Raw genomic sequence first — 24,604 nt, forward strand, 5'->3', positions numbered from 1 at the left:
CGGACAAGCAATAGCTTGTCCGAGGTCCTCATCTGGTCAGCTCAGTGGGCGGAAGCGCCGCAGGCGCAGGCTGTTCGAGACCACGAAGACCGAACTGAAGGCCATCGCGGCGCCGGCCAGCATCGGGTTGAGGAGACCGGCGGCAGCCAGCGGCAGGGCGGCCACGTTGTAGGCGAAGGCCCAGAACAGGTTGCCCTTGATGGTGCGAAGCGTGCTGCGGGACAGGCGGATCGCGTCCGCTGCCGCGCGCAGGTCGCCACGGACCAACGTCAGGTCACTGGCCTCGATCGCCACGTCGGTGCCGGTGCCCATGCTCAGACCGAGGTCGGCCTGGGCGAGCGCCGCCGCGTCGTTCACGCCGTCGCCGACCATCGCGACCACCCGGCCCTCGTCCTGCAGCTTCTTCACCGCGTCGACCTTGCCGGCCGGCAGTACTTCGGCGATCACCTCGTCGATGCCGACCTCGCCGGCCACCTTGGTTGCGACCGCCTCGTTGTCCCCGGTCAGCAGCACCGGCCGCAGTCCCAGGTCGCGAAGCTGACGGATCGCCTCGACGGACGTCGGCTTCACGGTGTCCGCGACGACCAGCACGGCCCGCGCTTCCCCGTCCCATCCGACCGCAACCGCCGTACTGCCCTCGGCCTCGGCGTGCTCCTTCGCATGCGCGAGCTTCTCCGGCAGGTACTGGCTCCACTCCTCCAGCAGCCGCGTCCGCCCGACGAGTACCGCGTGCCCGTCGACGATCCCCTGCACGCCGAGACCCTCGACATTTCCGAAGTCCTCGACCTCGGGCAACTTCCCGGCCTCGGCCGCTGCTCGGGCGATCGCCGCCGCGATCGGGTGCTCGCTGGAGTTCTCGAGCGCGCCGGCCAACCGCAGTACCTCGGCCCGGTCCTGACCAGGAACCAGCAGTACGTCGACCAGCTCCATCCGGCCCGTGGTGACGGTGCCCGTCTTGTCCAGTACGACGGTGTCGACCCGCCGCGTGGACTCCAGCACCTCCGGCCCCTTGATCAGAATGCCCAACTGCGCACCCCGACCGGTCCCGACCATCAGCGCCGTCGGCGTGGCGAGCCCCAACGCACAGGGGCAGGCGATGATCAGTACGGCGACCGCCGCGGTGAACGCGACCTCCACCGGAGAACCGTTGCCCAGCCAGAAGCCGAGAGTCGCCAGCGCCAGACCGATCACGATCGGTACGAAGATGCCCGACACCTTGTCGGCCAGCCGCTGGACGGCGGCCTTCCCGTTCTGCGCGTCCTCGACCAGCCGCGCCATCTGCGCCAGCTGCGTATCCGCACCGACCCGCGTCGCCCGTACCACCAGCCGGCCGCCGGCATTGACGGTCGCACCAACGACCGCGTCACCCGGAGCCACCTCGACCGGCACCGACTCACCGGTCAGCATCGACGCGTCGACCGCGCTGCTCCCGGTCACGATCACTCCGTCGGTGGCGATCTTCTCGCCCGGCCGGACGACGAACTCGTCACCTACGACGAGCTGGTCGGCCGGGATCCGGGTCTCGGTCCCGTTCCGCAGTACCGCGACATCCTTCGCGCCGAGCTCCAGCAGCGCCCGGAGCGCTGCCCCGGAACGGCGCTTCGCCCGAGCCTCGAAGTACCGCCCGGCCAGGATGAACGTGGTCACGCCGGCCGCGACCTCGAGGTAGATCTCCTCGGCGCCGCCGCCGCGCGACGGGATCAGCGTGAACGGCATCTTCATACCGGCCTCGCCGGCCGAGCCGATGAACAGCGCGTACAGCGACCAGAGGAACGCGCTCACCACACCCAGCGAGATCAGCGTGTCCATCGTCGCGGCGCCGTGCCGCAGGTTCGTCCAGGCGGCCTTGTGGAACGGCCAGGCCGCCCACGTCACCACCGGGAACGCCAGCGTCAGCGACGCCCACTGCCAGAAGTCGAACTGCAGCGCCGGGATCATCCCGAGCGCGATCACCGGTACCGCGAGCGCGATGCTCGCGATCAGCCGCTCCCGCAGGGGTTTGAGCTCGTCCGGCTCCTCGCCCGCCTGTTCGACGGCCGGCGCCGGCAGACTCGCCGTGTAGCCGGTCTTCTCGACCGTGGCGACCAGTTCGTCGGTCGAGACACCCTCCGGATACGTCACCTTCGCCTTCTCGGTGGCGTAGTTGACGGTCGCGACGACGCCGTCCATCCGGTTCAGCTTCTTCTCGACGCGGGCCGCGCAGGAGGCGCACGTCATCCCACCGATGATGAGTTCAACGGACTGGTTGCTCATGTTCGTGTGCCTCCTCTTCGTGGCTCGGTACAGCGGTTGGCGGGGTGGTCGGTGGGACGATCGTCGTCCCGGTCGAACCGACCTTCACGGTGAACTCGGCGGTGTGCACAGCGCCCGCGTGCTGGAAGTCCAGGAACAGGCTGTACGTCGCCGCGGTCGGGAAGGTCGTCATGAACTTGATTGTTGGCCCGCCCACCATGTTTGCCTCGGCGTGCTGGGCCGGGTGGTTGTGCAGGTAGGCCAGATCGCCGCTGCGCAGCGAGACCAGGTGCCCGAACGCGCCCAGGTACGGCTGCAGGTTGGCCACCGGCTTGCCGTCCTTGCTGACCGTGAACGTCAGCTCGGACTCCTTGCCCGCGACGGGCGTGCCGGCCAGTGTTACGTCGTACCCGTCGGTGGTGGTGACGGCGGCCGGTTCGTTCAGCGGGACCGGGACGTACAGGCCGGAGACGTTGACGTCGGTGCCGAGCGTGATGTTCTTGTCCAGGCCGGCCGGCTGGAAGTCGGCGTACAGCCGCCAGGTCCCGCCGGCGGTGAACGTGAACGGAATGCTCCACGTCCCGTCGGCGGCCATCGTCGGATGCACGTGGTGGAACCCGGACAGGTCCCGCCGGACGGCGATCAGGTGCAGGTCCTTCTCGTGGGTCTTGGTGTACTTCGTGACCGGCCTACCGTCCGGTCCCTGAATCGTGAAGCGAAGCTCGGTCTTCTGTTTGCCGGTGAAGAACGTCGTCGCCGGCGTGAACGTGTAGCCGGCGTCGGACACCGCCAGACCGGGCAGTTGCCCGCCCGACTCGTGCCCGCCGTGTGAGCCTTGCTCCATTCCACCCATCTCCTCTCCGTGGGCAGGGGCCGCGGAGGTGTCGTCGGCCGCCGCGATCGGGTCGACCGCGGAGCCGATGCCGTACGCCGCCCCGAAGGCGAGCGCCAGCGCACCGGCGAACGCGCCGAGCCGGAGCGCGACGGCCCGGCTCACGACGCCGCCAGTTCGTAGCCCGCCTCGTCGACGGCCGCGCGAACAGCGGCCTCGTCGAGCGCGGAATCACTCGTCACGTGCACCGCTGAGGTGCCGCCCGCAACGAGGTCGATCTTGACGTCCTGGACACCGACGAGCTTGCTGATCTCCTCGGTGACAGCGGAGGTGCAGTGCCCGCAGGTCATCCCGGCGACGGAGTAGGTCGAGGTGGTCATATGAGTGCTCCTTGCTCGTGTTGTTCAGAAATGTCAGCCGATGGGTTCGGAAGACCGGCTGGTGTTTCGGACTGTCAGCTGACGGTTCGGAAGGTCAGCCGATGGTGCGGACTGTCAGCTGCGGACCAGGCGGGCGATCGCGTCGGAGGCTTCGCGGACCTTCTCCTCGGCCTCGGCGCCACCCTTCTGCGCGGCCTCGACCACGCAGTGCGAGAGGTGCTCGTCGAGCAGCTCCAGCGAGAACGACTGCAGCGCCTTCGTGGCCGCGGACACCTGGGTCAGGATGTCGATGCAGTACTTGTCCTCCTCGACCATCCGCTGCAGACCACGAATCTGCCCTTCGATCCGCCGCAGCCGCTTCAGATGGCTGGTCTTCTCGGCGGTGTAACCGTGCACGTGCGCGTCATCGGTGGTCATCTCGCGGTCCTCTTCTCGCATCCGACTACCCCTCCGGGGTATCTCCACACCTACAAAGTACCCCCTTGGGGTATCGGATGCAAGCCCCGTGGCGATACCAGGTAGGGGTATCTCCGATTGAGGCGGCGCCCCTTCAGGCGACGGGTTGCCCCCTCGGATTTCGGCGAGGCAACCCACCATCTGAGGGGGCAGCCCCTGAGCGCGGGCGTGGGCGGCCGCGGGTCTATCGGTGCGGCGTCAGCTGGCGAGGCGCTGCCGGCGTCGGCGTGCGGCTCCGATGAGCACGATGCCGAGTGTGATTGCGGCGGCGGCTGCGCCGATTGCCAGGCCGCGGCGCAGTCCCGGTGGGACGAACGTGCAGTCGACGCGGTTCGCCGTACCCGTGAGCGGGACGGCGATCAGGCCGCCGAAGTTCCGCGGTACCTGCGCCTTGCTGCCGTCGACCGAGCAGGTCCAGCCGCTGATCCTCGGTGCGGCGACCACGGCCCATCCGGTGCTTCCCGGGCGCAGCGTCGCGTGGATCGCATGGCCGGTCGCTTCCACGTCGGTCGCCCCGCTCGCCCGCAGCCGGCGGACCGCCTTGGCCAGCGCCGGCTGGTCGAGGCACCCGATGGCGTTGCGCGGCGGGATGCCCTGCGGGGCGTCTCCGAAGTTGACCTCGACCAGCACGATCCCGCTCGTCGGGACCGCGCCGAGCCCGATCATCGCGCTGCTGGTGTTGATCCCCGGTCGGCGCGTGGAGCTCAGCTCGTGCCACTGTCCGCCGGCCAGCCGGGCCCGCCCGCCGACCCGCGGCATGAACAGGTACGCCGAGCTGCCCGGCGTACACCGCGCGACCAGCTTCACGTCGCCGGTCGCGAACCGCGTCCCCTTGTACTCCGGGACTTCGTACACCGTGGTCCCGAGCAGCTGCTCCTGCGCGGCGTACGCGTTCGGGGCGTTGACGTCGGTGGTGACCGGTGCCGGAGTGAGCCGGTGCCGGACCGTGACGAGCGGCGGCGCCTGCGACCGGGTGATCTGCGGCTCGCCGTCGTTGATCAGCCGCATCCGCGCGCCGACCGAGAAGATCGCGTCGGTCACCGGGTTGTCCAGGGTGCGCGAGGCGCGACCGTACCCGGACCAGCCGAAACCGAGGGTCGTCAGTGCCTGGTTGATCGAGAACGGCAACAGGCTGCTGTACAACCCGGCGCCCTGCCCGCCGAGCAACATCGGGTCGTTCGGCGTGATCGACGTACCCGGTTCGGTCCGGTACTTCGGCCAGTCGCCGGCCTCCCGCAGCGCGTTGTACCGCGCGGTCTGCTTGGCGTCCCAGGCCGCGTTCGAGGCGCCGAGGACCTTGGCGCGGTACTCGTCGGTGACGACCGCGGTCCAGGTGGTCTCGACGGCCACGACCGCGAGGACCAGGGCGAACGCGGCGGCGACCGGCCACTTCGCCCGGCGGGTGCCGGGGAACCGGCGCAGCAGCCAGATGGTGCCGAACGCAACCAACGTCACCACCGCGGTGGTGATCAGGACGGTCAGCCAGTGTTGCTTCAGCAACGGACTGCCATTGGCCAGTACGACGATCAGCGCGAGCAGCGCCCCGCCGCCGAGCAGCGCGACCGGACCGGGAAGCTTGTGTGACACGGAGACCCACGCGACCGCCACGAGCAGGCCGCAGAGTACGAACGCCTCGCGGTACTGGCTGCCGTTCGGGGTGTCGAACGCGTGCCAGAACTCCTGCGTCGGCGCCCACCGGAACGACAACGCGACGAGCACGGTCGTGATCACCCAGATCGTCCTGGTCAGCCACGGGACGAACTTGTTGAACGGCAGCGTCAGTGCGAGCAGCAGGGCCACCGTGCCGACGTACAGGCTCGCGGTGCGGCCGACGCCCTCGGACAGTGGCAGCAGACGGGACAGGAACAGGTCCAGCGCGGAGGGGTGGAAGATCCCGGACGGTGACGGCGTTGCGGCGCGGTTGGCGGTGATGATCGGTAGCAGGATGGGCGCGACCAGGGCCATGCCGAGCACGAACGAGACGCCGTGCCGGACGACGGCGCGCAGCCGGAGCGACCAGCTCAGGTCACTGCTGAGCAGCCGGGCGAGCAGGTAGATCCCACCCGCGATCGTTGCCATGTAGGCGGTGTAGAAGTTGGACAGCCAGAACAGGCCGACGACCAGCACACTGAGCAGCCGGTTGGTCCTGCGCAGTGACCACTCGGCGACCAGGAAGAACATCGGCAGGGCGATCAGACCGTCCAGCCACATCGGCACGTACGATCCGTCGTCGAGTGCCCAGCCGCAGACGCCGTACGAAACACCCAGCATCGCGGCAACCCAACGGGGGCCGGGACGCATCTTCATCAGTGTGGCGGCCATCGCGGCCGCGGCCAGACTGAGCTTGAGAGTGGTGATGACGTAGACGGCCAGATCGATCCGGTCGCGCGGGAAGAGCCCCACGAGCAGGGACAATGGGCTGCCCAGATCGACCCCGAGATCGGCGAGGAAGCCGACGCCGAAGGCGCTCTGCCAGTTGAACAGCAGATCACCCTGGGCCTGGCCGTGCAGGACGTCCCACAAGTGGGCGTAGAAGGGGATGTACTGCGTGCCAAGATCGTTGGTACTGCGGGACAGCGAACCGAAGGGATAGGTACCGCGGATGATTCCGGAGGCGGTGAACACCGCCGCCACCACGACGGCGGCGACGACGGCCGGCAGCCATGCCGAACGCCGTCGAACAGCGCCTCCCGCAGGTCCGCCCGCAGCGCCCTCGGCGCCGTCCTCGGAAACCATTGGCCGCCCCTTCGTTCCGCTCGTTCGGTCGCCAAAGCTAGCGGGTAGTTCCGGTCTGGACAAGAATCGCATCAGGGTCGACAGGTGGGGCGGATGGGGACAGCGATGCGGTTGAGTCTGGTGGTGCCGTGTTACAACGAGGTCGAGGTCATCACGCGGTTCCATCAGGCCGTGACCAGCGACCTGACCGCACTCGGCCGGCCGTACGAGATCGTGTACGTCGACGACGGTAGCTCTGATGGGACGCTCGAGGCGCTCGTCGGGTTGGCAGCCACCGACGAAACGGTCCGCTATCTGTCCTTCAGCCGGAACTTCGGCAAGGAGGCCGCGATGCTGGCCGGTCTGCGGTACGCCACCGGCGACGCGGTGGTGATCATGGACGCCGACCTGCAGCACCCGCCGGAGCTGATCGCCCGGATGCTGGCCGAGTACGAGCGCGGGTTCGACCAGGTGATCGCGCGCCGGAACCGGACCGGCGACCCGGCCACCCGGACGCTGTTCGCGCGCGCCTACTACTGGCTGATCAACAAGTGGGCCGACGTCGAACTGATGGACGGGGTCGGCGACTTCCGGCTGCTGTCCCGGCGCGCGGTCGACGGGCTGCTCGAGCTGAACGAGTACAACCGGTTCTCGAAGGGTCTGTTCGCCTGGATCGGCTTCGAGTCGATCCTGTTCGAGTACGAGAACGTGAAGCCGCCACCGGACCGGAAGAGCCGGTGGACGTTCCGGCGCCTGCTCGAGTACGGGTTCGACGGGCTGCTGTCGTTCAACAACAAGCCACTGCGGGCCGCGATCTACGTCGGCCTGCTGCTCACCGCGGTCGCCGCCGGGTACGCCGTGTGGGTGCTCGTGGCCGCCATCCTGCACGGGGTGGACATGCCGGGGTACGTCACGCTGATCGCGGCGATCGTCGGCCTCGGCGGGCTGCAGATGGTGATGCTCGGCCTGATCGGCGAGTACATCGGGCGGATCTACTACGAGACCAAGAAACGCCCGCACTACCTCCTGAAGCAGACCAACATGGACCCCGCGGACCGGCTGGAAAAGCCACCGGCCCCAGGTGGAAGAACCACCCGGGGCCGGTAGGACAGCTACTGCTGAGGATCAGGCGGTCAGCCGCTCCTCGGTGGAGGTGGAGAAGAGGTGCAGCTTCTCCGGCACCGCCGCCAGGCGGACCGTCGAGCCCTTCTCGACCTGCATACGGGCGTCGATGCGAGCGACGATCTGCTGGGACTCGCCGCTGTGCTCGGCGGTGCCGTACAGGTACGCGTCCGCGCCGAGTTCCTCGACCACCGCGACCTTGACCGGCACACCTTCGTCGGCGACCTTGAAGGCCTCCGGGCGAACGCCCACCGTCAGGGTCTTGTCGCTGCCGGCCTTGGCCAGCAGGTCGCGCGAGATCGGGATCACGTAGTCGCCGAACTGGGCACCGCCGTCGGCGATGTCAGCCGTCAGCAGGTTCATCGCGGGCGAACCGATGAAGCCGGCGACGAACTTGTTCTTCGGGTTGTCGTACAGGTTCAGCGGGGTGTCGACCTGCTGGAGCAGACCGTCCTTGAGGACCGCCACCCGGTCACCCATCGTCATGGCCTCGACCTGGTCGTGCGTGACGTACACGGTCGTGACACCGAGACGCTGCTGCAGCTCGGCGATCTGGGTACGGGTCTGGACACGCAGCTTGGCGTCCAGGTTCGACAGCGGCTCGTCCATCAGGAAGACCTGCGGGTTACGGACGATCGCGCGGCCCATCGCGACGCGCTGACGCTGACCACCGGACAGCGCCTTCGGCTTGCGGTCGAGGTACTCCTCCAGGCCGAGCAGCTTGGCGGCCTCCATGACGCGCTTGGCCCGGTCGTCCTTGGAGACACCCTGCATCTTCAGCGCGAAGCCCATGTTGTCGGCGACCGACATGTGCGGGTAGAGCGCGTAGTTCTGGAACACCATCGCGATGTCCCGCTCCTTCGGCGGACGGTGCGTGACGTCGCGGTCGCCGATGTAGATGGCGCCCTCGTTGACCTCTTCGAGGCCCGCGAGCATCCGGAGCGAGGTGGACTTGCCGCAACCCGACGGGCCGACGAGCACCATGAACTCGCCGTCCTCGATCTCGAGGTTGAGCTTGTCGACGGCGGGAGTGTCGCCACCCGGGTAGATGCGGGTCGCCGCCTTGAACGAAACAGTAGCCATGACTGTGTTTCCCTTCACCGGCAGGAACGTGCCGGACGATCCGAGTAAAGGCCCCCCAAGCCGGGGGAGTGCGCCTATCCTCACCTGGCGCGCTCGTCCTGACAAGGCATCCGGCGTGTGACATGTGCGTTCTGTTCACGTTGTGGACATCTGCGTGCACCCTGCAAGTTCTTGCAGGATCTTGCTGAAATGTCAGGTGGGTCTGGGTACAGTGCCGGGCGTGAGCAGTAGAGCGCGGCTGGCGGACATCGCGGCCAAGGCGGGGGTCAGCGAGGCGACAGTCTCACGGGTGCTGAACGGGAAGCCGGGGGTGGCGGACGAGACCAGACAGTCCGTGCTGACTGCTCTCGACGTCCTGGGGTTCGAACGGCCGACGCGGTTGCGGCGGCGGTCGGCGGGGCTGATCGGGCTGGTGATGCCGGAACTGATCAACCCGATCTTCCCGGCGTTCGCCCAGGTGATCGAGTCCGCGCTGTCGCAACGCGGTTTCACCCCGGTGCTGTGTACGCAGTCGCCGTCGGGCGCGACGGAGGAGGAGTACGTCGAGATGCTGCTCGAGCGCGGCGTCTCCGGAATCATCTTCGTCTCCGGTCTGCACGCGGACACCGGCGCGGACCACGACCGGTACCAGGCACTGGTCGAACGCCGGCTGCCGGTGGTGTTCGTGAACGGCTGGCTGCCGTCGGTCGAGGCGCCGTTCGTCTCCTCCGACGAGTACGCCGCGATGGAGCTGGCGGTCTCGCACCTCGTTGCCCTCGGCCACCGCCGGATCGGATTCGCGTCGGGGCCGGAGCGATTCATCGTCGTACAGCGGAAACTGGCGGGCTACCGGACCTCGATGAAGGCTCAGTTGGGGTTGACCGACGAGGACCTGGAGCCGTGGGTCGCGCTCAGCATGTTCGGCGTCGAGGGCGGCGCGGCGGCCGGCCGGCAACTGCTGGATGCCGAGGTCACGGCGGTCGTCTGCGGCTCCGACATGATGGCGCTCGGCGTCATCCGGGCCGCCCGGCAGCGCGGGCTCGCCGTACCCGGGGATGTCTCTGTCGTGGGCTACGACGACGCCCCGATGATGGAGTTCACCGATCCGCCGATGACCACGATCCGTCAGCCTGTCCAGGCGATGGGCCTCGCGGCGGTCCAGTCACTCCTCGAAGAGGTCCGCGGCCACGCCACGCCCCACACGGAGTTCCTCTTCCGCCCCGAGCTCGTCGTCCGAGGCTCCACCGGCCCACTCAACGCACTTTGAGCACCCACCGACCATTTCCGGGGTGGCGAAGTGGTTGGTGGATGCCCAAAGACGAGGCTCCGGCCCGGAAACCGTCCCCTGCCGGGCGGCTCCGGGCCGGAGGATTCAGGGGTTACTTGGAGAGGTGGAAGGCGGACTGGGGGAGGCTGGTCTTGCCGTTGGCCCACAGGGAGTTGACCTTGGAGCGCTCGGTCGCGTCCGGGTTCGGGTTGGTGCAGGACGGGCCGGGGCCGCCGCCGGACATCAGTTCGGAGCAGGGGCCGGAGTAGTGGTCGGGGAGGCCGAGGACGTGGCCGGTCTCGTGCGCGACGATGCGGGTCTTGTCGTACTGCTCGGCCTGCGTGTAGTCGATGAAGACGTAGCCGCTGCCGTGCCCGTCGGTCGACGCGTACGAGCCGCGCGAGTCGTTGCCCTCGGTGTAGTAGAAGTCGTAGTTGCTGCCCTCGACGAGCTTCACGCTGCTCACCGCGGAGTTCCAGATCTGCGTGCTGGACGAGATCTGCGACGCGAACGTCGGCGCGTCGACGGCGTACGTGACGGTCACCGCGGTGACCTTGCGGCCGGACTTCGCCTGCTGCGCCATCTTGGCGCGCGCGGACTTCATCACGGCGTCGTAGAACGCCTTGGTGGCGGCTTCGTCCTGCGGCGACCCGATGTACGCCGCGCGGGTGGCGGCGGTCGAGACGTGCGAGTCAGCGGTCGGCGCGGCAGTCGAGGGGGACGCTGCCAGCGCGGGGACGGCCAGTGCGGCGGCGGCGAGCCCCGCGAGACTGGCGAAGAGACGGCGATGCGACATGGAGGGCCTCACTCCGAATCGGTGGCGGATAGCGACGGGCGGATTACCGATCGCCACCATCGGATGCTCCCAAGCGCTCCGGATTTCCGCAGCACATCGCCCCAAAACCAGGGGTTAACCCGCGTATCCGGCGGGCCGTTCTATGCCCTCCATAGCTGCGTGATTATGGGTTCGCCAGAAACGCCCGCAGGTCGGCGGCGATCCGGTCGGGGTACTCGCCGTTGATCGCATGCGACGCGTCCGGGTAGAACGCGACCGTCTTCGTCCGCAACGCCTGTTCAGCGGTACGGCGGGCCGTCGCGGGATCGTGCATCACCGAGCGACCGGCGATGATCGCGAGCACCGGTATCGATAGACCGGCCAACTCCTGCGCGGTGATCCGCTGCGGCTGTGGCTGGCGCATCGTGTAGTTCTTCATCCCCGACTCGATCATGTCGGCGATCGGCGAGTGCTCCACCGGCTGACCGCCCGCTGTGTAGGAGATGAAGCTGTCGCGCCACGAACGCGGCAACCACTTCACCGCCGCCGGGAGCGAACGAACCAAGGTCGCCAGTGGAATCCCGTCGTACACGTTGACGGCGTCGAGAGTGGTGACCGACGCGATCCGGTCCGGCCGGCGTACGGCGAGGTTCATCGCGGTCCAGCCGCCGATCGACAACCCGAGCGGGTTGAACTGTTTCTCCGGAAGGCCCGCTAACGCCTGATCGAGCCAGTCCGCCTTGTCCTGGACCGACGTGATCGGCTTGGTCTGGACGCTCATCCCGGGCTCGCCGAGCAGGTCGATCGCGTAGACATCGGTGATCGCACGCAGCGACTTCAGGTTGTCGGCCCAGACCGGCGTACCCGACGACGTGCCGGGGAGGAGGACGAGGGGGGCGAGGTCGCTGTCGGCGCCGGCGAACTTGTAGGCGCGAACTACGCCGTACTCCGTGTTGAGGTCGAGGATCGCGGTCGGCGTGGGGAGGTCGCGCATCGCGGCGTCGTACTTGGAGCGGTAGTCGTCGTACCCGCTCGCGCTGTTCCAACTCCCGTTCTTTGCCATCCACCTCTCCTAACCGATCGGTAAGTGATCTGACCATACGGTAGGTTGAGGTCATGCCTTCAGCGCGCGGGCGGAACCTGACCTTCACCGAGGAGGCTCGGCGGGCGCAGTTGGTCGACGTCACGATCGGGTTGGTGTCCGAACGTGGGTACGCCGCGGCGTCGCTCGGACGGATCGCGGAGAGCGCCGGGATCACCAAGGCGGGCGTGCTGTACCACTTCGCGTCGAAGCAGGCGCTCGTCGAGGCCGCGCACGAGCAGGTGCTGTCGGCGCTGGTCGCGACCGTCGCCGGGGCCGTGGAGGCTGCGGCGCCGGCGGACGGGCCGGCGGCGTACATCCGGTCGATGGTCGGGCATCTCCGGGAGCGGCCGCGGGACGTCCGGATGCTCGTCGAGGCGATGATGTCGGTCGCGCCGCTGACCGACTCGAAAGCCCGGTGGTCAGCCGTTGCGGAGTTGCTGTCCGCGGCGCGGGTCGCCCGGGGGCTCACCGAGACGATCGACCTGCGGTCCGCGGCGCTCGTGATCGGCGGCGGCATCGACGCGATCGTGGCCGAGTCCATGCGAGATCCGGCGTACGACGCCGTGGCGGCCGCCGAGTTGCTGGTCGAGGTGGTCGAGCGGGGGCTGCTGTCCTAGCCGCTCGTGCCCCGGGCGTGGGCTCGGGTGGTCAGGCCTCGCCGGGGATGCCGACGTTGAGGAGGCGGGCGCCGGGGCCTCGCGTGGAGAGGCGGTCCTCCTTGTTGTAGAGGTTGCAGCGCTGCAGGCTGAGGCAGCCGCAACCGATGCAGGTGTCGAGGTCGTCGCGGAGCCGCTCGAGCTCGGAGATCCGCTCGTCCAGGCGGCTGCGCCACGTCTTCGACAGCTTGCTCCAGTCGGCGCGCGTCGGCGTCCGGTCCTCGGGCAGCGAGTCCAGGGCCTGCTTGATCTCGGCGAGCGCGAGACCGACCCGCTGGGCGGCCTGGACGAAGGCGATCCGGCGCAGCGTGCTGCGCTGGTACTGCCGCTGGTTACCGGCTGTACGCCGGGACGCGATCAGCCCCTGGTCCTCGTAGAACCGCAACGCGGACGCCGCCACTCCGGACCGATGCGCGATCTCCCCGATCGAGAGCCAGTGCTCTTTGCTGGGGACGTTCTCCTCACCCATACCGCCACCCTAGAACGGCGTTCCAAAAACTCAACCATGCTTGAAGTGTGTGAAACCGGCGCCGAGAGCACCAGTGGGGTAGGTGGTCTGGTCGTTGCCGCGGGGGTTACGGCGTGGTCGGGACGGCCGTCACGATCGGTTATACTTTTCAGGTGTCGGTGCGCGCGTCGCGTCACCAGAGATGTTTCCAGGCGCTCCGACCCGTCGGTTTCGGCATCCCCGCTGAAAACTCCGGCGACATGGGTGCAACGCGATAGCACCCGCAGGTCGATGCCCGTCTCCTGCTGAGTACGTCCGGTCCGGTCATGTTTTTGTGACCGGCGCTTACGTGCGGCTGCGATCCGGCAAATCGTCCGTGAATCCGAGAGAGAGTTTGCGTGACCCAGCACCACCAGCACGACGCCGATTCCGCCGACGGGCGGGTCAAGAAGCCACGACACAAGAAGTACCAGAACCAGTCCTACGGCGAGCGCCTCGCCGCCGAGTCGACGTACGAAGCCCCCCGCGAGGACCGCAAGCCGGTCAAGGGGTACCGCTCCGAGCAGCCCCGCCCCGACCGCGGCCAGCGGTACGACGGCCGGCGCACCGGCGGGCAGCGCTCCGACGAGCGCGGCCGCGACGAGCGCCCGCAGTACAACCGCGATGAGCGGTCGTCCTACAACCGGGACGAGCGCCCGCGCTTCAACCGCGACGAGCGGCCGCAGTACAACCGTGACGAGCGGTCGTCCTACAACCGGGACGAGCGTTCGTCGTCCAACCGCGGCGAGCGTTCGTCGTCCAACCGCGGCGAGCGTTCGTCGTCCAACCGTGGCGAGCGTTCGTCGTACAGCCGCGACGACCGGTCCTCGTACAACCGGGGTAATCGGGACGAGCGGCCGCAGTACAACCGCGGTGGTCGTGACGAGCGGCCGTCGTACAACCGGAACGATCGCGACGAGCGTCCGTCGTCCAACCGGAACGACCGGGGGCAGGACAGTCGGCCGCGGTTCAACCGGGACGACAAGGCGCGGTTCGAGCGGAACGAGAAGAGCTACCGGCGCGACGACCGGCCGCAGTACAACCGGGACGACCGGCCGCAGTTCAACCGGGACGACCGTCAGCAGTTCAACCGCGACGAGCGTCCGCGGTTCAACCGCGACGACCGTCCGCAGTACAACCGCGACGACCGTCAGCGGTTCAACCGTGAGGACCGGCCCCGGTTCGAGCGCAGTGACAAGAGTTTCCGGAAGGACGAGCGCGTAGTGGAGCAGGAATCCGTGGATCTCGGGACCGTTGCCGAGGACAATCAGTTCGCGGCGCTCGGCATCGCGCCGCGGCTGGTGCAGCGGCTGGCCCGGGACGGCATCACCGCGCCGTTCCCGATCCAGAGCGCAACGATCCCGGACGCGCTGGCCGGTAAGGACGTACTCGGTCGCGGTCAGACGGGTTCCGGCAAGACGCTGGGCTTCGGGCTGCCGACGCTGATGCGGCTGGCCGGTGGCCGGACCGAGTCACGCCGTCCGCGCGGCATGATCCTGGTGCCGACCCGTGAGCTCGCGATGCAGGTGCACGACGCGCTCGAGCCGCTCGCGCACGTGATGAACGTGTCGCTGAAGCTGATCGCCGGCGGGCTGCCGTACCCGAAGCAAATCGACGCGCTCCGGCGTGGTGTCGACCTGCTGATCGCCACCCCCGGCCGGCTGATCGACCTGTGTGAGCAGGGCGCGGCCGACCTCGGCGCGGTGGAGGTCGCGGTCCTCGACGAGGCCGACCACATGTGCGACATGGGCTTCATGCCGGCGGTCACCACGCTGCTCGACATGACGCCGCCGGCAGGCCAGCGGCTGCTGTTCTCGGCGACGCTGGACAACGACGTCGACACGATCGTGAAGACGTACCTGAAGGACCCGGTGCAGCACTCGACCGAGTCCGGCCAGGCGTCGGTCAGCACGATGGAGCACCACATGCTGGTGATCGAGCCGGCGCACAAGCAGTCGCTGACCGCGGAGCTGGCCAGCCGGGACGGCCGGACCATCGTGTTCGTCCGCACCAAGCTGGGCGCCGACCGCGTCGCCACCCAGCTGCGGGACCGTGGCGTGATGGCCGCGGCGCTGCACGGCGGTCTGACCCAGGGCGCCCGGAACCGGACGCTCGAGCAGTTCAAGGACGGCTCGGTTCCGGTGCTCGTGGCGACGGATGTGGCTGCTCGCGGCATCCACGTCGACGACGTCGGCCTGGTCGTCCAGGCGGACCCGGCGGCGGACCACAAGGACTACCTGCACCGGGCCGGCCGTACGGCGCGTGCGGGTGGCAAGGGCGCGGTCGTGACGCTCGTCCTGCCGCACCAGCGGCGCGGGATGGTCCGGCTGGCCGAGTCTGCCGGTGTCGCGGCGGAGCCGGTCCGGGTGCGTCCGGGGGACGGGCTGATCAGCGGGCTGACCGGCGGCAGCAAGCCGTCCGGGCACCCGGTGAAGCTGCCGGCCCCGAAGCCGCGCGGGAACAAGGGTGGCCGCGGCCGGTTCGGCAGCACCCGGCCGGGACGTGGTCACGAGGGCCGGGGCGGCAACGGCCCGCGTCGCAGTGGCAACGGCGGCCAGCGCCGTACCGACGGCAGGTCCTACCAGCACTGAGGTAGGTAGCTGGGACAAGCAACGGTGGGCTGGGACAGGAAATAGCCTGTCCCAGCCCACCGCTTTCTGTTCAAGGTCCCTACGTGAGCACTGCCCACAACCGGGCGAGCACGGTCGCGATCTCGTCCGCGTTTAGCGGGACCAGCTCCAGCATCAGCTCGCCGTCGGCCATCCGGTCGGTCATCACGTAGATCGGCGGGGTTCCCGCTTCCAGTTCGGTCGCTGCACGCTTGGCGTCCGGGACCTTCAGCAGTACGCGCGAGATCTGCAGCCCGGTCGGATCCGGGACCGCCGCGACCGTGATGTCCGGGATCCGCGACGCGGCTTCGACGAACGCGTCCACCTTCGCGAGTTCGTCCGCCTCCCACTTGACCCGGTCGAACGCCTGCCACTCCTCGAGCGCCGCGAGGACGCCGACGATCGCTTCCTTGGTCGGCTTCATCACCCGCCCGATGCCCTTCTCCTGGGCCCGCACCGCCTGCACCAGCGGCCAGTTCCCGGCCACCAGCCCCGCGGTCGGCGACCCGAGGTACTTCTGCCCGCTGACCAGCACGAGATCCGCGCCGGTCGCCAGCAGGTCCGCGATCCGCGGGAACTGCGCCGCCGCATCCACGATCGCCGGTACGCCGCGACGATGCGCGGCCCGGATCGCGGCCACCAGATCGATCGGTTCGCCACGCGTCAACCGCGACGACACGAGCATCAGGCAGGCGACGTCGGGCCCGTCGAGCTCGGCCTCCAGATCGGCGATCGTGCAGCCGTCCTCGTCGCCGGCCAGGTTCACCTGCGCACCGGCGAGCCGGATGCCCTGCAGGTTCGTGTGCCCGTAGTCGACCACTTGGCAGGCCGGCAGGACGACCCGGTTGTGCATGTCGGTTGCGTCCGGCAACGCCGCCGTACGGCGTGGGTCGCCGCCGGTCATCGTGGCCGCGACCGCGAGGGTGATACCGGCCGCGGTGCAGTGCACGACCGCGCCGGCCTGCGCGCCAGTGGTGTGCGCGATGGCCTCGCTGACCCGGTCGCCGAGCTCGTCCATCACGAAGAATTCGGGCAATGCCTGGGCGACAGCCGCCGCCACCCCGTCGGAGCTCCGCGACACCCCTAACGGCGTGTACGTCCCCTTGGCATTGATCACCACACTCAATCGGTAACGATCGTGGATGCTCATGGTGTTGCTGAGCGTAGTGGTCCGACAACCAAAAAGGCGAGAGCCGGGCGGTGAGTTCTTGACCCGAAGCTACTGGTGAGTCATCCTCACTTTTACTCGACCTGAGGAGGGACCGTGCCCCGCCCCGCACTCCGAACCCGCCTTCGTGCCGTCGCCGCCGCGGCTGCCGTCGTCGCCGTCCTCGCGGCCCTGCCCGCCCCGACCCAGGCCGCACCGCGAGCGGTTGCCGCGAGCCCGGATGATTATTGCCTTGAGCAATGTCGTGACATCCTGCCGCCCGGGCAGAACGGGAACGCGACCTTCACGGATCTCCTTGCTTTCAAGGCGTTGGGCGTCCGGCCCGCGCATTTCAGCGACACGGTGCAGCCGTACCAGGACCTGGTCTGGAACTCCCAGGGCATCACCGACGCCGGCCTCGCTCCGTACTACGACGACTCCTCGTTCGGCGTGAAACCGGACGACGTCGCGAGCACGATCCAGCCGCGGAGCGATGTCACGATCGTCCGGGACAAGTCGCGCGGCATCCCGCACATCACCGGCACCACGCGGCTCGGCACGATGTTCGGGGCCGGGTACGCCGGAGCTCAGGACCGGCTGTTCGTGATGGACGTGTTCCGCCACCTCGGGCGCGGGCAGCTGACGCCGTTCGCGGGCGGCGCGGCGGCGAACCGCGAGTTCGAGCAGGAGTTCTGGCGGACCGCGCCGTACACCGAGGCCGATCTGCAGCGGCAGTTCGACGACGCTGACGAGTTGTACGGCGCCGACGGGGTGAAGATGCAGCAGGACATCCAGGCCTGGGTCGACGGTGTGAACCACTACATCGACACGGTCGGGATCGGGTACCCGGGTGAGTACGTCGCGCTCGGTCTCACCTGGCCGACGCCGCACTGGAAGGTGACCGACGTGGTCGCCACGGCGGCGGTCGTCGCGGGCATCTTCGGTACGGGTGGTGGCGCCGAGGTCACGTCCGCGCTGGCGCTGCTCGAGGCGCAGGCGAAGTACGGCGTTGCCCAGGGCACCAAGGTATGGGAGTCGTTCCGCTCGCAGAACGATCCGGAAGCCAGTACGACGGTGCACGACGGAACGAGTTTTCCGTACGGGACCACCGGACCGAACCCGGCCGGTCGCGCGCTGCCGGACCGTGGCTCGGTCACCGCGGAACCCGAGGTGATCGATCAGACCGCGAACAAGACCGCCGCCGCGAAACCGGCCCCGAAACCGGTGCCGAAGAACGCGGAAAGTCTGCGCGGAATCTTCGACGGCGGACTCTTTCCGGAAGGTTTCGGAAAGAAAGCGATGTCCAACGCGCTGGTGGTTTCCGGCGCGCACACCCAGAGCGGCAACCCGATCGCCGTCTACGGCCCACAGACCGGGTACTTCGCGCCGCAGCTCCTGCTCCGCCAGGAACTCCAAGGCCCCGGCGTCAGCTCCCGCGGTATCGCGTTCGCCGGCCTGAACTTCTACACGCTGATCGGCCGCGGCCCCGACTACTCGTGGAGCGCCACGTCCGCGGGGCAGGACATCACCGACACGTTCGCCGTCCCACTCTGCGAGCCGAACGGCGGAACGCCGACGAAAACGTCGCAGTACTACGTTTTCCGCGGCCAGTGCGTGCCGATCGAGCGACTCGAGCGGCACAACGCGTGGTACTCCAGCCTCGGCTCCTCGGAACCGGCCGGCTCGTACACATTGGTTGCCCTACGGACCAAGTACGGCATCGTCACGCATCGCGGAACGGTCGGCGGAAAACCGGTGCTGTTCACCAAGAACCGGTCGACGTACGGCAACGAGGCGGGCTCGGCGCTCGGGTTCATGCAGTTCAACGACCCGGACCGGATCCACTCGGCCGCCGACTTCCAGAAGGCCGCCACGAACATCGGGTACACCTTCAACTGGTTCTACACCGACAAGAACTCGATCGCGTACTTCAACTCCGGTGACAACCCGGTCCGCGCCGCCGGCGCCGATCCGAACCTGCCGACCTGGAGCTCTTACGAATGGCAGGGCTGGAACCCGGACACCAACCGCGCGACCTACACCCCGCCCGCCCAGCACCCACAGGTCGTCAACCAGGACTACCTGACCAGCTGGAACAACAAACAGGCACCGGGGTACTCCGCCTCGGACGGCCAGTGGGGCTACAACGCCGTCTACCGCAGTCAGCCGCTCGACGACCGCATCAAGGCAATCATCAACAGCGGTCAGAAGTTCACCCGCGGCAAGCTGGTCGAGGCGATGGAAGACGCCGCCACCGTCGACCTCCGCGGCGACCAGGTCCTGCCGTACCTGCTCCGCGTCCTCAAGAGCGCGCCGATCACCGACCCGGCCGTCGCCGACGCGGTCACGAAGCTGACCGCCTGGCAGCAAGCCGGCGCCCACCGCAAGACACCGAACGCGTCGTCGAAGACGTACGACAACGCCGACGCGATCCGCCTCCTCGACGCGTGGTGGCCGCTGCTCGTCCCCGCCGAGTTCAAGGACCTCGGCCCCGATCTGTACGGCGCACTGGTCGCGAACCTGAAGATCGACGAGCGGCCGAGCGCGCAGGGATCCGCGTTCCAGAGCGGCTGGTGGGGCTTCGTCCAGCGCGACCTGCGCAAGGTGCTCGGCGACCCGGTGAAGGCGGCCCAGCCGGTGACGTACTGCGGTGGCGGATCGCTGGCTACCTGTCGGTCTGTGCTCACCGACACCTTGCTCGCCGCGACCAAGGTGCCCGCAGCGACGACGTACCCGGCGACCGCGGACTGCGCCGCGGGGGACCAGTTCTGCGCCGACCAGATCGCGCACAACCCGATGGGTGGCATCACCCAGGACCGGATGGCGTGGGTGAACCGGCCGACGTACCAGCAGGTCGTCGAGTTCCCAGCGCGGCGGGGTGACGACGTCACGAACCTCGCGGCCGGGAGGACCGCGACCGCGAGCAGCTACGAGAAGGGCTGGTACAACTCGCCACCGGCGCAGGCGGTCGACGGGAAGCTGGACACCCGGTGGGCCAGCGACTGGTCGGATCCGCAGTGGCTGAAGGTTGACCTCGGCAACGAGCAGACGGTCCGGCGAGTGGTGCTGAAGTGGGAGGCGGCGTACGCGAAGGGGTACCGCGTGGAGGTGTCGCGGGACGGGTCGACCTGGCAGCAGGTGTACGCGACGACGGCCGGTGACGGCGGGGAGGACGTGGTGCGGTTCGGGGCGGTGCCGGCCCGGTACGTCCGAGTGACGGGGACGCAGCGCGCCACGTCGTACGGGTATTCACTCTACGAGCTGCAAGTCTTCAGATGGTGATACCCGTCGGCCTGTCAGGATGAGGGCATGAACCAGAACTTTCCTCCGAACCAGCCGTACCCGCCGCAGCAGGGCTACCAGCAGGGACCGCCTCCGGGCTACCAGGGCCCGCCGCCGCAGCAGCAGGGGTACCAGCAGGGGCCGCCGCCCCAGCAGCAGGGCTACGGGCAGCAGCCCGGGTACGGTCAGGCGCCCGGCAACTACCAGCCGGCCCGGCAGAACGCGCCGCACGTCGCGCCGCAGGGTTCGCCGTACCCGGTGCTGGTGTCGACGATGAACGACCTGCCCGGGTACACCGCGGAGATGGTGTTCGGTGAGGTGTTCGGGCTGACCGTGCGGAGCCGCGACTTCGGGTCGAACTTCACCGCGAGCTTCCGGTCGCTGGGCGGTGGTGAGGTGCCGGAGTACACGCAGATGCTGGCCGAGTCGCGGCATGTCGCGGTGATGCGGATGTGCCAGATGGCGCAGCAGATGGGCGCCAACGCGATCCTCGCGATGCGCTTCGACTGCAACGAGATCGCCAACACGATGAGCGAGGTGGCGGCCTACGGTACGGCGGTCATCGTCCGCAAGGTGGAGCCGCCGCGGGTCCAGGACGCCACCCCGAAACCCGATGAGGATGATGCGAATGACAGCTGAGCTGAACCTGCCGCCCGGATTCAGCTGGGGGGTCTCGACGTCGGCGTACCAGATCGAGGGTGCCGTGGCCGAGGACGGCCGCGGTCCCTCCACCTGGGACACGTTCTGCGCCGAGCCGGGCCGCGTGCTGGGCGGCGACACTGGCGCGGTCGCCTGCGACCACTACCACCGGTACGCCGAGGACGTCGCGCTGATGCGGGAACTCGGGGTGGACACCTACCGGTTCTCGTTCGCCTGGCCCCGGATCCAGCCGACCGGCACCGGCCCAGGGAACGCCGTCGGCCTGGACTTCTACGACCGGCTGATCGACACGTTGCTCGGTGCCGGGATCCGGCCGGCGCCGACGCTGTACCACTGGGACACCCCGCAGCCCCTCGAGGACGCCGGCGGCTGGCTGTCCCGCGACATCACCGACCACTTCGCGGAGTACGCCGCCCTCCTGGGCGCCCGCTTCGCCGACCGGGTGCCGCTGTGGATCACGATCAACGAGCCGGTGGTGCTGACGTTGATGGGCTACTCGCTCGGCGCCCACGCACCCGGCAAGCAGCTGCTCTTCGACGCCCTCCCGGTCGCACACCACCAGTTGCTCGCCCACGGCCGCGCGGTGCAGGCGTTGCGCGCCGCCGGGGCTCAGCAGATCGGCATCGCGTCGAACCACGCGCCGACCTGGCCGGCCAGCGACAGCGTGGAGGACAAGGAAGCGGCCGCGCTGTACGACAACCTGGTCAACTGGATGTTCGCCGACCCGATCCTGCTCGGCGAGTACCCGAACGGCATCGGGGACGGCATGCCTGGCCCGGTCGCCGACGACCTCGCGGTCATCTCTACGCCGCTCGACTTCTTCGGGATCAACCACTATGCGCCGGTGTCCGTCGGCGCCGCGACCGGTCAGGCCGACACCGCGGCGACCGACGGCGTACAGCTCCCGCCGGGCCTGCCGTTCGAGCCGCGTCCGCTGACCGGCTACCCGACCACGGACTTCGGCTGGCCGGTAGTGCCGGACGCGTTCAGCGAGATTCTGCGGATCTTCCGGGACCGGTACGGCGACCGGCTGCCACCGATCTACATCACCGAGAACGGCTGCGCGATCAACGACGGTCCGGTGGACGGCGTGGTCGACGACCAGCGGCGGATCGCCTACCTGGACGGCTATTTGCGCTCGCTCGAGGCCGCGATCGCCGACGGGATCGACGTTCGTGGGTACTTCCAATGGTCGCTGCTCGACAACTTCGAGTGGGCCGCCGGGTACTCGCAACGGTTCGGTCTCGTGCACGTGGACTTCGAGACCCAGGTGCGGACACCGAAGGCGTCGTACCACTGGTTGCGTGATGTGATCGCCCAGAGTCGTCGATGATTCCCGAGCCCGGGGTGGTGCCGTCCGCGCTGGCGGAGCCGACCGAGCGGGTGCGCCCCGGCTGGACGGCGGCCGTCGTGCTCGCGAACATCGGGGTGTTCGCCGCCTGGCTCGGACCGATCCAGGTCCTGCTCGCGCAACAGTCCGAGGCGGTTGCTCCAGGCAACAAGGAGTTCGTGTTCGGGTTGGTGACCGGCGTCGGCGCCGCGGTGTCGGTGGTCGCGAACCCGGCGTTCGGCGCGATCTCCGACCGCACCACGTCCCGCTTCGGCCGCCGCGTCCCGTGGATCGTAGCCGGTGCCCTCGGCGGTGCCGCCGGGTTGCTGATCCTGTCCGGCGCGCGGTTCGTCGGCCTGATGATCCTCGGCTGGTGCCTGGTCCAGCTCTTCGGCAACGCGCTGCTCGCCGCGGCGACCGCGGTCGTCCCCGATCGCGTCCCGGTCGCCCAACGCGGCGTCGTCGGCGGCTGGGTGGCGATCTCGCAGGTCCTCGGCGCACTCGTGGGGACCGCCCTCGCCGCCACCTTCGGCAACTACACCCTCGGGTACGTCGCCTGCGCCGCGTTCCTGCTCCTCTCCGTCGTCCCGTACCTGCTCCGCAGCGGCGACGCTCGGCTGGTGGAGCGTCCGCCGTTCGTCCTGACCGAGTTCGTCAAAGGCTTCTGGATCAGCCCGCGCAGGTACCCCGACTTCGGCTGGGCGTGGCTGACCAGGTTCCTGTTCAACGTCGGCAACGCGCTCGGCACCCTGTACCTCTTCTACTACCTGCAGGACGAGGTCGGTATCGCGGACGCCGACACCGGCGTACTGATCCTGACCGCGATCTACAGCGTCTGCGTCCTGATCACCGCGATCTCGTTCGGCCGGTGGTCCGACAGATCCGCGCGCCGCAAGGTGTTCGTCACCGCGTCCGGGTGGGTGATGGCGGTGGCCGGCGTGATCCTCGCGTTCTGGCCGACCTGGCCGGGCGCGGTCCTCGGCGCGATCGTCCTGGGGTCCGGGTTCGGCGTGTACCTCTCGGTGGACTTCGCGCTGCTCACCGAGGTCCTGCCGAACGCGCGCGACCGGGCGAAGGACCTCGGCGTCATCAACATCGCGAACTCGCTGCCGCAGGTCCTGGCGCCGGTCATCGCCGCGCCGATCGTGAAGCACCTGGGCGGATATCCGGTGCTCTACCTCTTGGCGTCCGTAGTCACGGTCCTGGCCGGCGTACTCGTGACGCGGATCCGATCGGTCAGCTGAGCGGCGAGCGGGCCGTCGGCGGGGATCGCGATGTGGTCGAGGTTCAGCCAGTCGGCCATCAGGTGCAGTTCGGCGGCCAGCGGTTCGACGAAGTCCGGCGTACCGGGCTCGGCGGTGAGCGTGGGGACGACGAGGGTCGAGGTCTGGCGGTTGGCCTTGAGGTCGACGCGGGCCACGAGGTCGTCGCCGAGGAGGAACGGCAGCACGTAGTACCCGTGGACGCGTTGGGGCGCGGGCGTGTAGATGCTGATCCGGTAGAAGAAGTCGAACAGGTGATGGGTGCGGTCGCGGTTCCAGATGAGGGGATCGAAGGGCGAGAGCAGGGCCTGCGCGTCGACCGAGCCGTCCTTGGCCTCGTGCCAGCGGTAGGCCTGCTGTTTCACGCCTTCGACGCGGACCGGGATCAGCTCGCCCGCCTCGACCAGTTCGCCGATCACCTCGCGGCCCGTTGCTGCGGGCAACGGAAAGTGCGCCTGCCCGCTGCCGCCGCAGAGCTCTCGTAGCGTCGCGACACCGAGGCCGCGGGCCGCGATCCGGACCAGTTCGCGCCGGGCCTCGTCGGCGCTCGGCTCCGGAGCATTCAGTACGTCGTCCGGTAGCACCCGCTCGGTCAGGTCGTAGACCCGCTCGAAATGCCGGCGGCCCGCGATCATCACCCGCCCCGCGCAGAACAGGTACTCGATCGCGATCTTCGCGTCCTGCCAGTTCCACATCTTGCCGGTGGTCGGATCCGGATCGGGATCGGTGCGTTTGCGCCGTACGCCGTCCGGACTCGCCTCGCCCGCCGTCAACGGGCCCTTCTCGGTGATCAGTGCGAGCACTTGGTCGACGTACCCCGGTCGCTCGGCGGTGAGCCGCCGCATGCCCGCGACGACCGACCACGGAGCGGTCACTTCCGGGCTCAGTTCCTCGTCCCACACCTGCCGCTCGGCCGCCCGCATCCGCCAGCGCATCAGCGGATAGACGGTCAACGGGAGCAAGGCCGCCTTGTGGCCCCAGAAGTACTCGAACAGCTCGCGGTCGGGACCCCAGGCGAGCTTGTCGAGCGTCGGCCGCGGATAGTTGCCCACCCGCGCGAACAGCGGCAGGTAGTGCGACCGACAGAGCACGTTCACCGAATCGAGTTGCAGCACGCCCGCCTGGCGGATCGCCTTCCGCATTCGTCGCAGGTCAGCACGCCCGCGCGCCTCGCCGAACCCTTGCGCGTTCAGGGCCATCCGCCGCGCGCTCGTCACCGAGATGTCGTCCCCAACGGCCGCCATGG

Annotated in this window: 19 protein-coding genes; 8 read left to right on the forward strand and 11 right to left on the reverse strand. The window is 68.8% G+C overall.

Going from position 1 to position 24,604, the window contains the following annotated elements; all coding sequences use genetic code 11:
* Nucleotides 1-36 precede the first annotated feature (36 nt).
* The 5 genes from AC0662_RS13190 to AC0662_RS13210 form a co-directional block, all read right to left on the reverse strand.
* Complete coding sequence (locus AC0662_RS13190; RefSeq protein WP_478300564.1) at nucleotides 37-2,253, reverse strand: heavy metal translocating P-type ATPase; 2,217 nt, start codon at nucleotides 2,251-2,253, stop codon at nucleotides 37-39.
* A complete protein-coding gene (locus AC0662_RS13195; RefSeq protein ID WP_478300566.1) occupies nucleotides 2,234-3,229 on the reverse strand; it encodes a hypothetical protein in 996 nt (331 codons plus the stop codon). Before AC0662_RS13195 ends, AC0662_RS13190 begins: the two co-directional genes overlap by 20 nt.
* Nucleotides 3,226-3,444 carry a heavy-metal-associated domain-containing protein gene (locus tag AC0662_RS13200; RefSeq protein ID WP_452203301.1) on the reverse strand — a complete coding sequence of 73 codons (219 nt, stop codon included), beginning with the start codon at nucleotides 3,442-3,444 and terminating at the stop codon, nucleotides 3,226-3,228. Before AC0662_RS13200 ends, AC0662_RS13195 begins: the two co-directional genes overlap by 4 nt.
* Before the next feature lie 114 nt (nucleotides 3,445-3,558).
* The gene (locus AC0662_RS13205; RefSeq protein ID WP_452203302.1) at nucleotides 3,559-3,861 is read right to left on the reverse strand and encodes a metal-sensitive transcriptional regulator; all 303 of its coding nucleotides are present in this window, start codon (nucleotides 3,859-3,861) and stop codon (nucleotides 3,559-3,561) included.
* A gap of 237 nt (nucleotides 3,862-4,098) precedes the next feature.
* Nucleotides 4,099-6,636 (reverse strand): YfhO family protein, encoded by a 2,538-nt coding sequence (locus AC0662_RS13210; protein ID WP_452203303.1) that lies wholly within the window; start codon nucleotides 6,634-6,636, stop codon nucleotides 4,099-4,101.
* Between the two features lie 93 nt (nucleotides 6,637-6,729).
* On the opposite strand from AC0662_RS13210, the gene AC0662_RS13215 reads away from it, so the two are divergent.
* Nucleotides 6,730-7,722: a glycosyltransferase family 2 protein gene (locus AC0662_RS13215; protein WP_452203304.1), complete on the forward strand. Its 993-nt coding sequence runs from the start codon at nucleotides 6,730-6,732 to the stop codon at nucleotides 7,720-7,722.
* An 18-nt stretch (nucleotides 7,723-7,740) separates the two neighbouring features.
* Here AC0662_RS13215 and AC0662_RS13220 read toward each other — a convergent pair whose 3' ends face one another.
* Nucleotides 7,741-8,820: an ABC transporter ATP-binding protein gene (locus AC0662_RS13220; RefSeq protein ID WP_452203305.1), complete on the reverse strand. Its 1,080-nt coding sequence runs from the start codon at nucleotides 8,818-8,820 to the stop codon at nucleotides 7,741-7,743.
* A gap of 220 nt (nucleotides 8,821-9,040) precedes the next feature.
* Here AC0662_RS13220 and AC0662_RS13225 point away from each other — a divergent pair, with 220 nt between their 5' ends.
* Nucleotides 9,041-10,066: a LacI family DNA-binding transcriptional regulator gene (locus AC0662_RS13225; RefSeq protein ID WP_478300570.1), complete on the forward strand. Its 1,026-nt coding sequence runs from the start codon at nucleotides 9,041-9,043 to the stop codon at nucleotides 10,064-10,066.
* 112 nt (nucleotides 10,067-10,178) lie between these two features.
* Here AC0662_RS13225 and snpA read toward each other — a convergent pair whose 3' ends face one another.
* Both snpA and AC0662_RS13235 read right to left on the reverse strand, forming a co-directional pair.
* The gene (gene snpA / locus AC0662_RS13230) at nucleotides 10,179-10,862 is read right to left on the reverse strand and encodes a snapalysin (protein ID WP_478300572.1); all 684 of its coding nucleotides are present in this window, start codon (nucleotides 10,860-10,862) and stop codon (nucleotides 10,179-10,181) included.
* Between the two features lie 163 nt (nucleotides 10,863-11,025).
* Nucleotides 11,026-11,904, reverse strand: coding sequence for an alpha/beta fold hydrolase (locus tag AC0662_RS13235; protein ID WP_478300574.1), 879 nt, complete (start codon nucleotides 11,902-11,904; stop codon nucleotides 11,026-11,028).
* Between the two features lie 53 nt (nucleotides 11,905-11,957).
* Between AC0662_RS13235 and AC0662_RS13240 the strand changes: the two genes are divergently transcribed.
* On the forward strand, nucleotides 11,958-12,542 hold the full coding sequence (locus tag AC0662_RS13240; protein WP_478300576.1) for a TetR/AcrR family transcriptional regulator: 585 nt from the start codon (nucleotides 11,958-11,960) through the stop codon (nucleotides 12,540-12,542).
* A gap of 31 nt (nucleotides 12,543-12,573) precedes the next feature.
* Here AC0662_RS13240 and soxR read toward each other — a convergent pair whose 3' ends face one another.
* Nucleotides 12,574-13,050 (reverse strand): redox-sensitive transcriptional activator SoxR, encoded by a 477-nt coding sequence (gene soxR, locus AC0662_RS13245; protein ID WP_452203310.1) that lies wholly within the window; start codon nucleotides 13,048-13,050, stop codon nucleotides 12,574-12,576.
* A 377-nt stretch (nucleotides 13,051-13,427) separates the two neighbouring features.
* On the opposite strand from soxR, the gene AC0662_RS13250 reads away from it, so the two are divergent.
* Nucleotides 13,428-15,659 (forward strand): DEAD/DEAH box helicase, encoded by a 2,232-nt coding sequence (locus AC0662_RS13250; RefSeq protein WP_478300578.1) that lies wholly within the window; start codon nucleotides 13,428-13,430, stop codon nucleotides 15,657-15,659.
* A gap of 79 nt (nucleotides 15,660-15,738) precedes the next feature.
* Here the strand turns inward: AC0662_RS13250 and AC0662_RS13255 are convergent, their stop codons facing one another.
* The gene (locus AC0662_RS13255; protein ID WP_478300580.1) at nucleotides 15,739-16,827 is read right to left on the reverse strand and encodes an aminotransferase class V-fold PLP-dependent enzyme; all 1,089 of its coding nucleotides are present in this window, start codon (nucleotides 16,825-16,827) and stop codon (nucleotides 15,739-15,741) included.
* Nucleotides 16,828-16,941: 114 nt separating this feature from the next.
* On the opposite strand from AC0662_RS13255, the gene AC0662_RS13260 reads away from it, so the two are divergent.
* Genes AC0662_RS13260 through AC0662_RS13275 form a run of 4 tightly spaced genes read left to right on the forward strand, consistent with a single transcriptional unit; the run spans nucleotide 16,942 to nucleotide 23,340 of the window.
* Nucleotides 16,942-20,106, forward strand: coding sequence for a penicillin acylase family protein (locus tag AC0662_RS13260; protein WP_478300581.1), 3,165 nt, complete (start codon nucleotides 16,942-16,944; stop codon nucleotides 20,104-20,106).
* Nucleotides 20,107-20,133: 27 nt separating this feature from the next.
* A complete protein-coding gene (locus tag AC0662_RS13265) occupies nucleotides 20,134-20,745 on the forward strand; it encodes a YbjQ family protein (protein ID WP_452203314.1) in 612 nt (203 codons plus the stop codon).
* Nucleotides 20,735-22,099: a GH1 family beta-glucosidase gene (locus AC0662_RS13270; protein WP_478300582.1), complete on the forward strand. Its 1,365-nt coding sequence runs from the start codon at nucleotides 20,735-20,737 to the stop codon at nucleotides 22,097-22,099. The genes AC0662_RS13265 and AC0662_RS13270 overlap by 11 nt, the downstream gene beginning before the upstream one ends.
* Entirely contained in the window at nucleotides 22,096-23,340 is a 1,245-nt protein-coding gene (locus AC0662_RS13275; RefSeq protein ID WP_452203316.1) for an MFS transporter, read from the forward strand. The genes AC0662_RS13270 and AC0662_RS13275 overlap by 4 nt, the downstream gene beginning before the upstream one ends.
* Here the strand turns inward: AC0662_RS13275 and AC0662_RS13280 are convergent.
* Nucleotides 23,271-24,602, reverse strand: coding sequence for a winged helix-turn-helix domain-containing protein (locus AC0662_RS13280; RefSeq protein ID WP_478300584.1), 1,332 nt, complete (start codon nucleotides 24,600-24,602; stop codon nucleotides 23,271-23,273). The genes AC0662_RS13275 and AC0662_RS13280 overlap by 70 nt on opposite strands.
* Nucleotides 24,603-24,604 lie beyond the last annotated feature (2 nt).

Source organism: Kribbella sp. NPDC043289, from assembly GCF_056436705.1.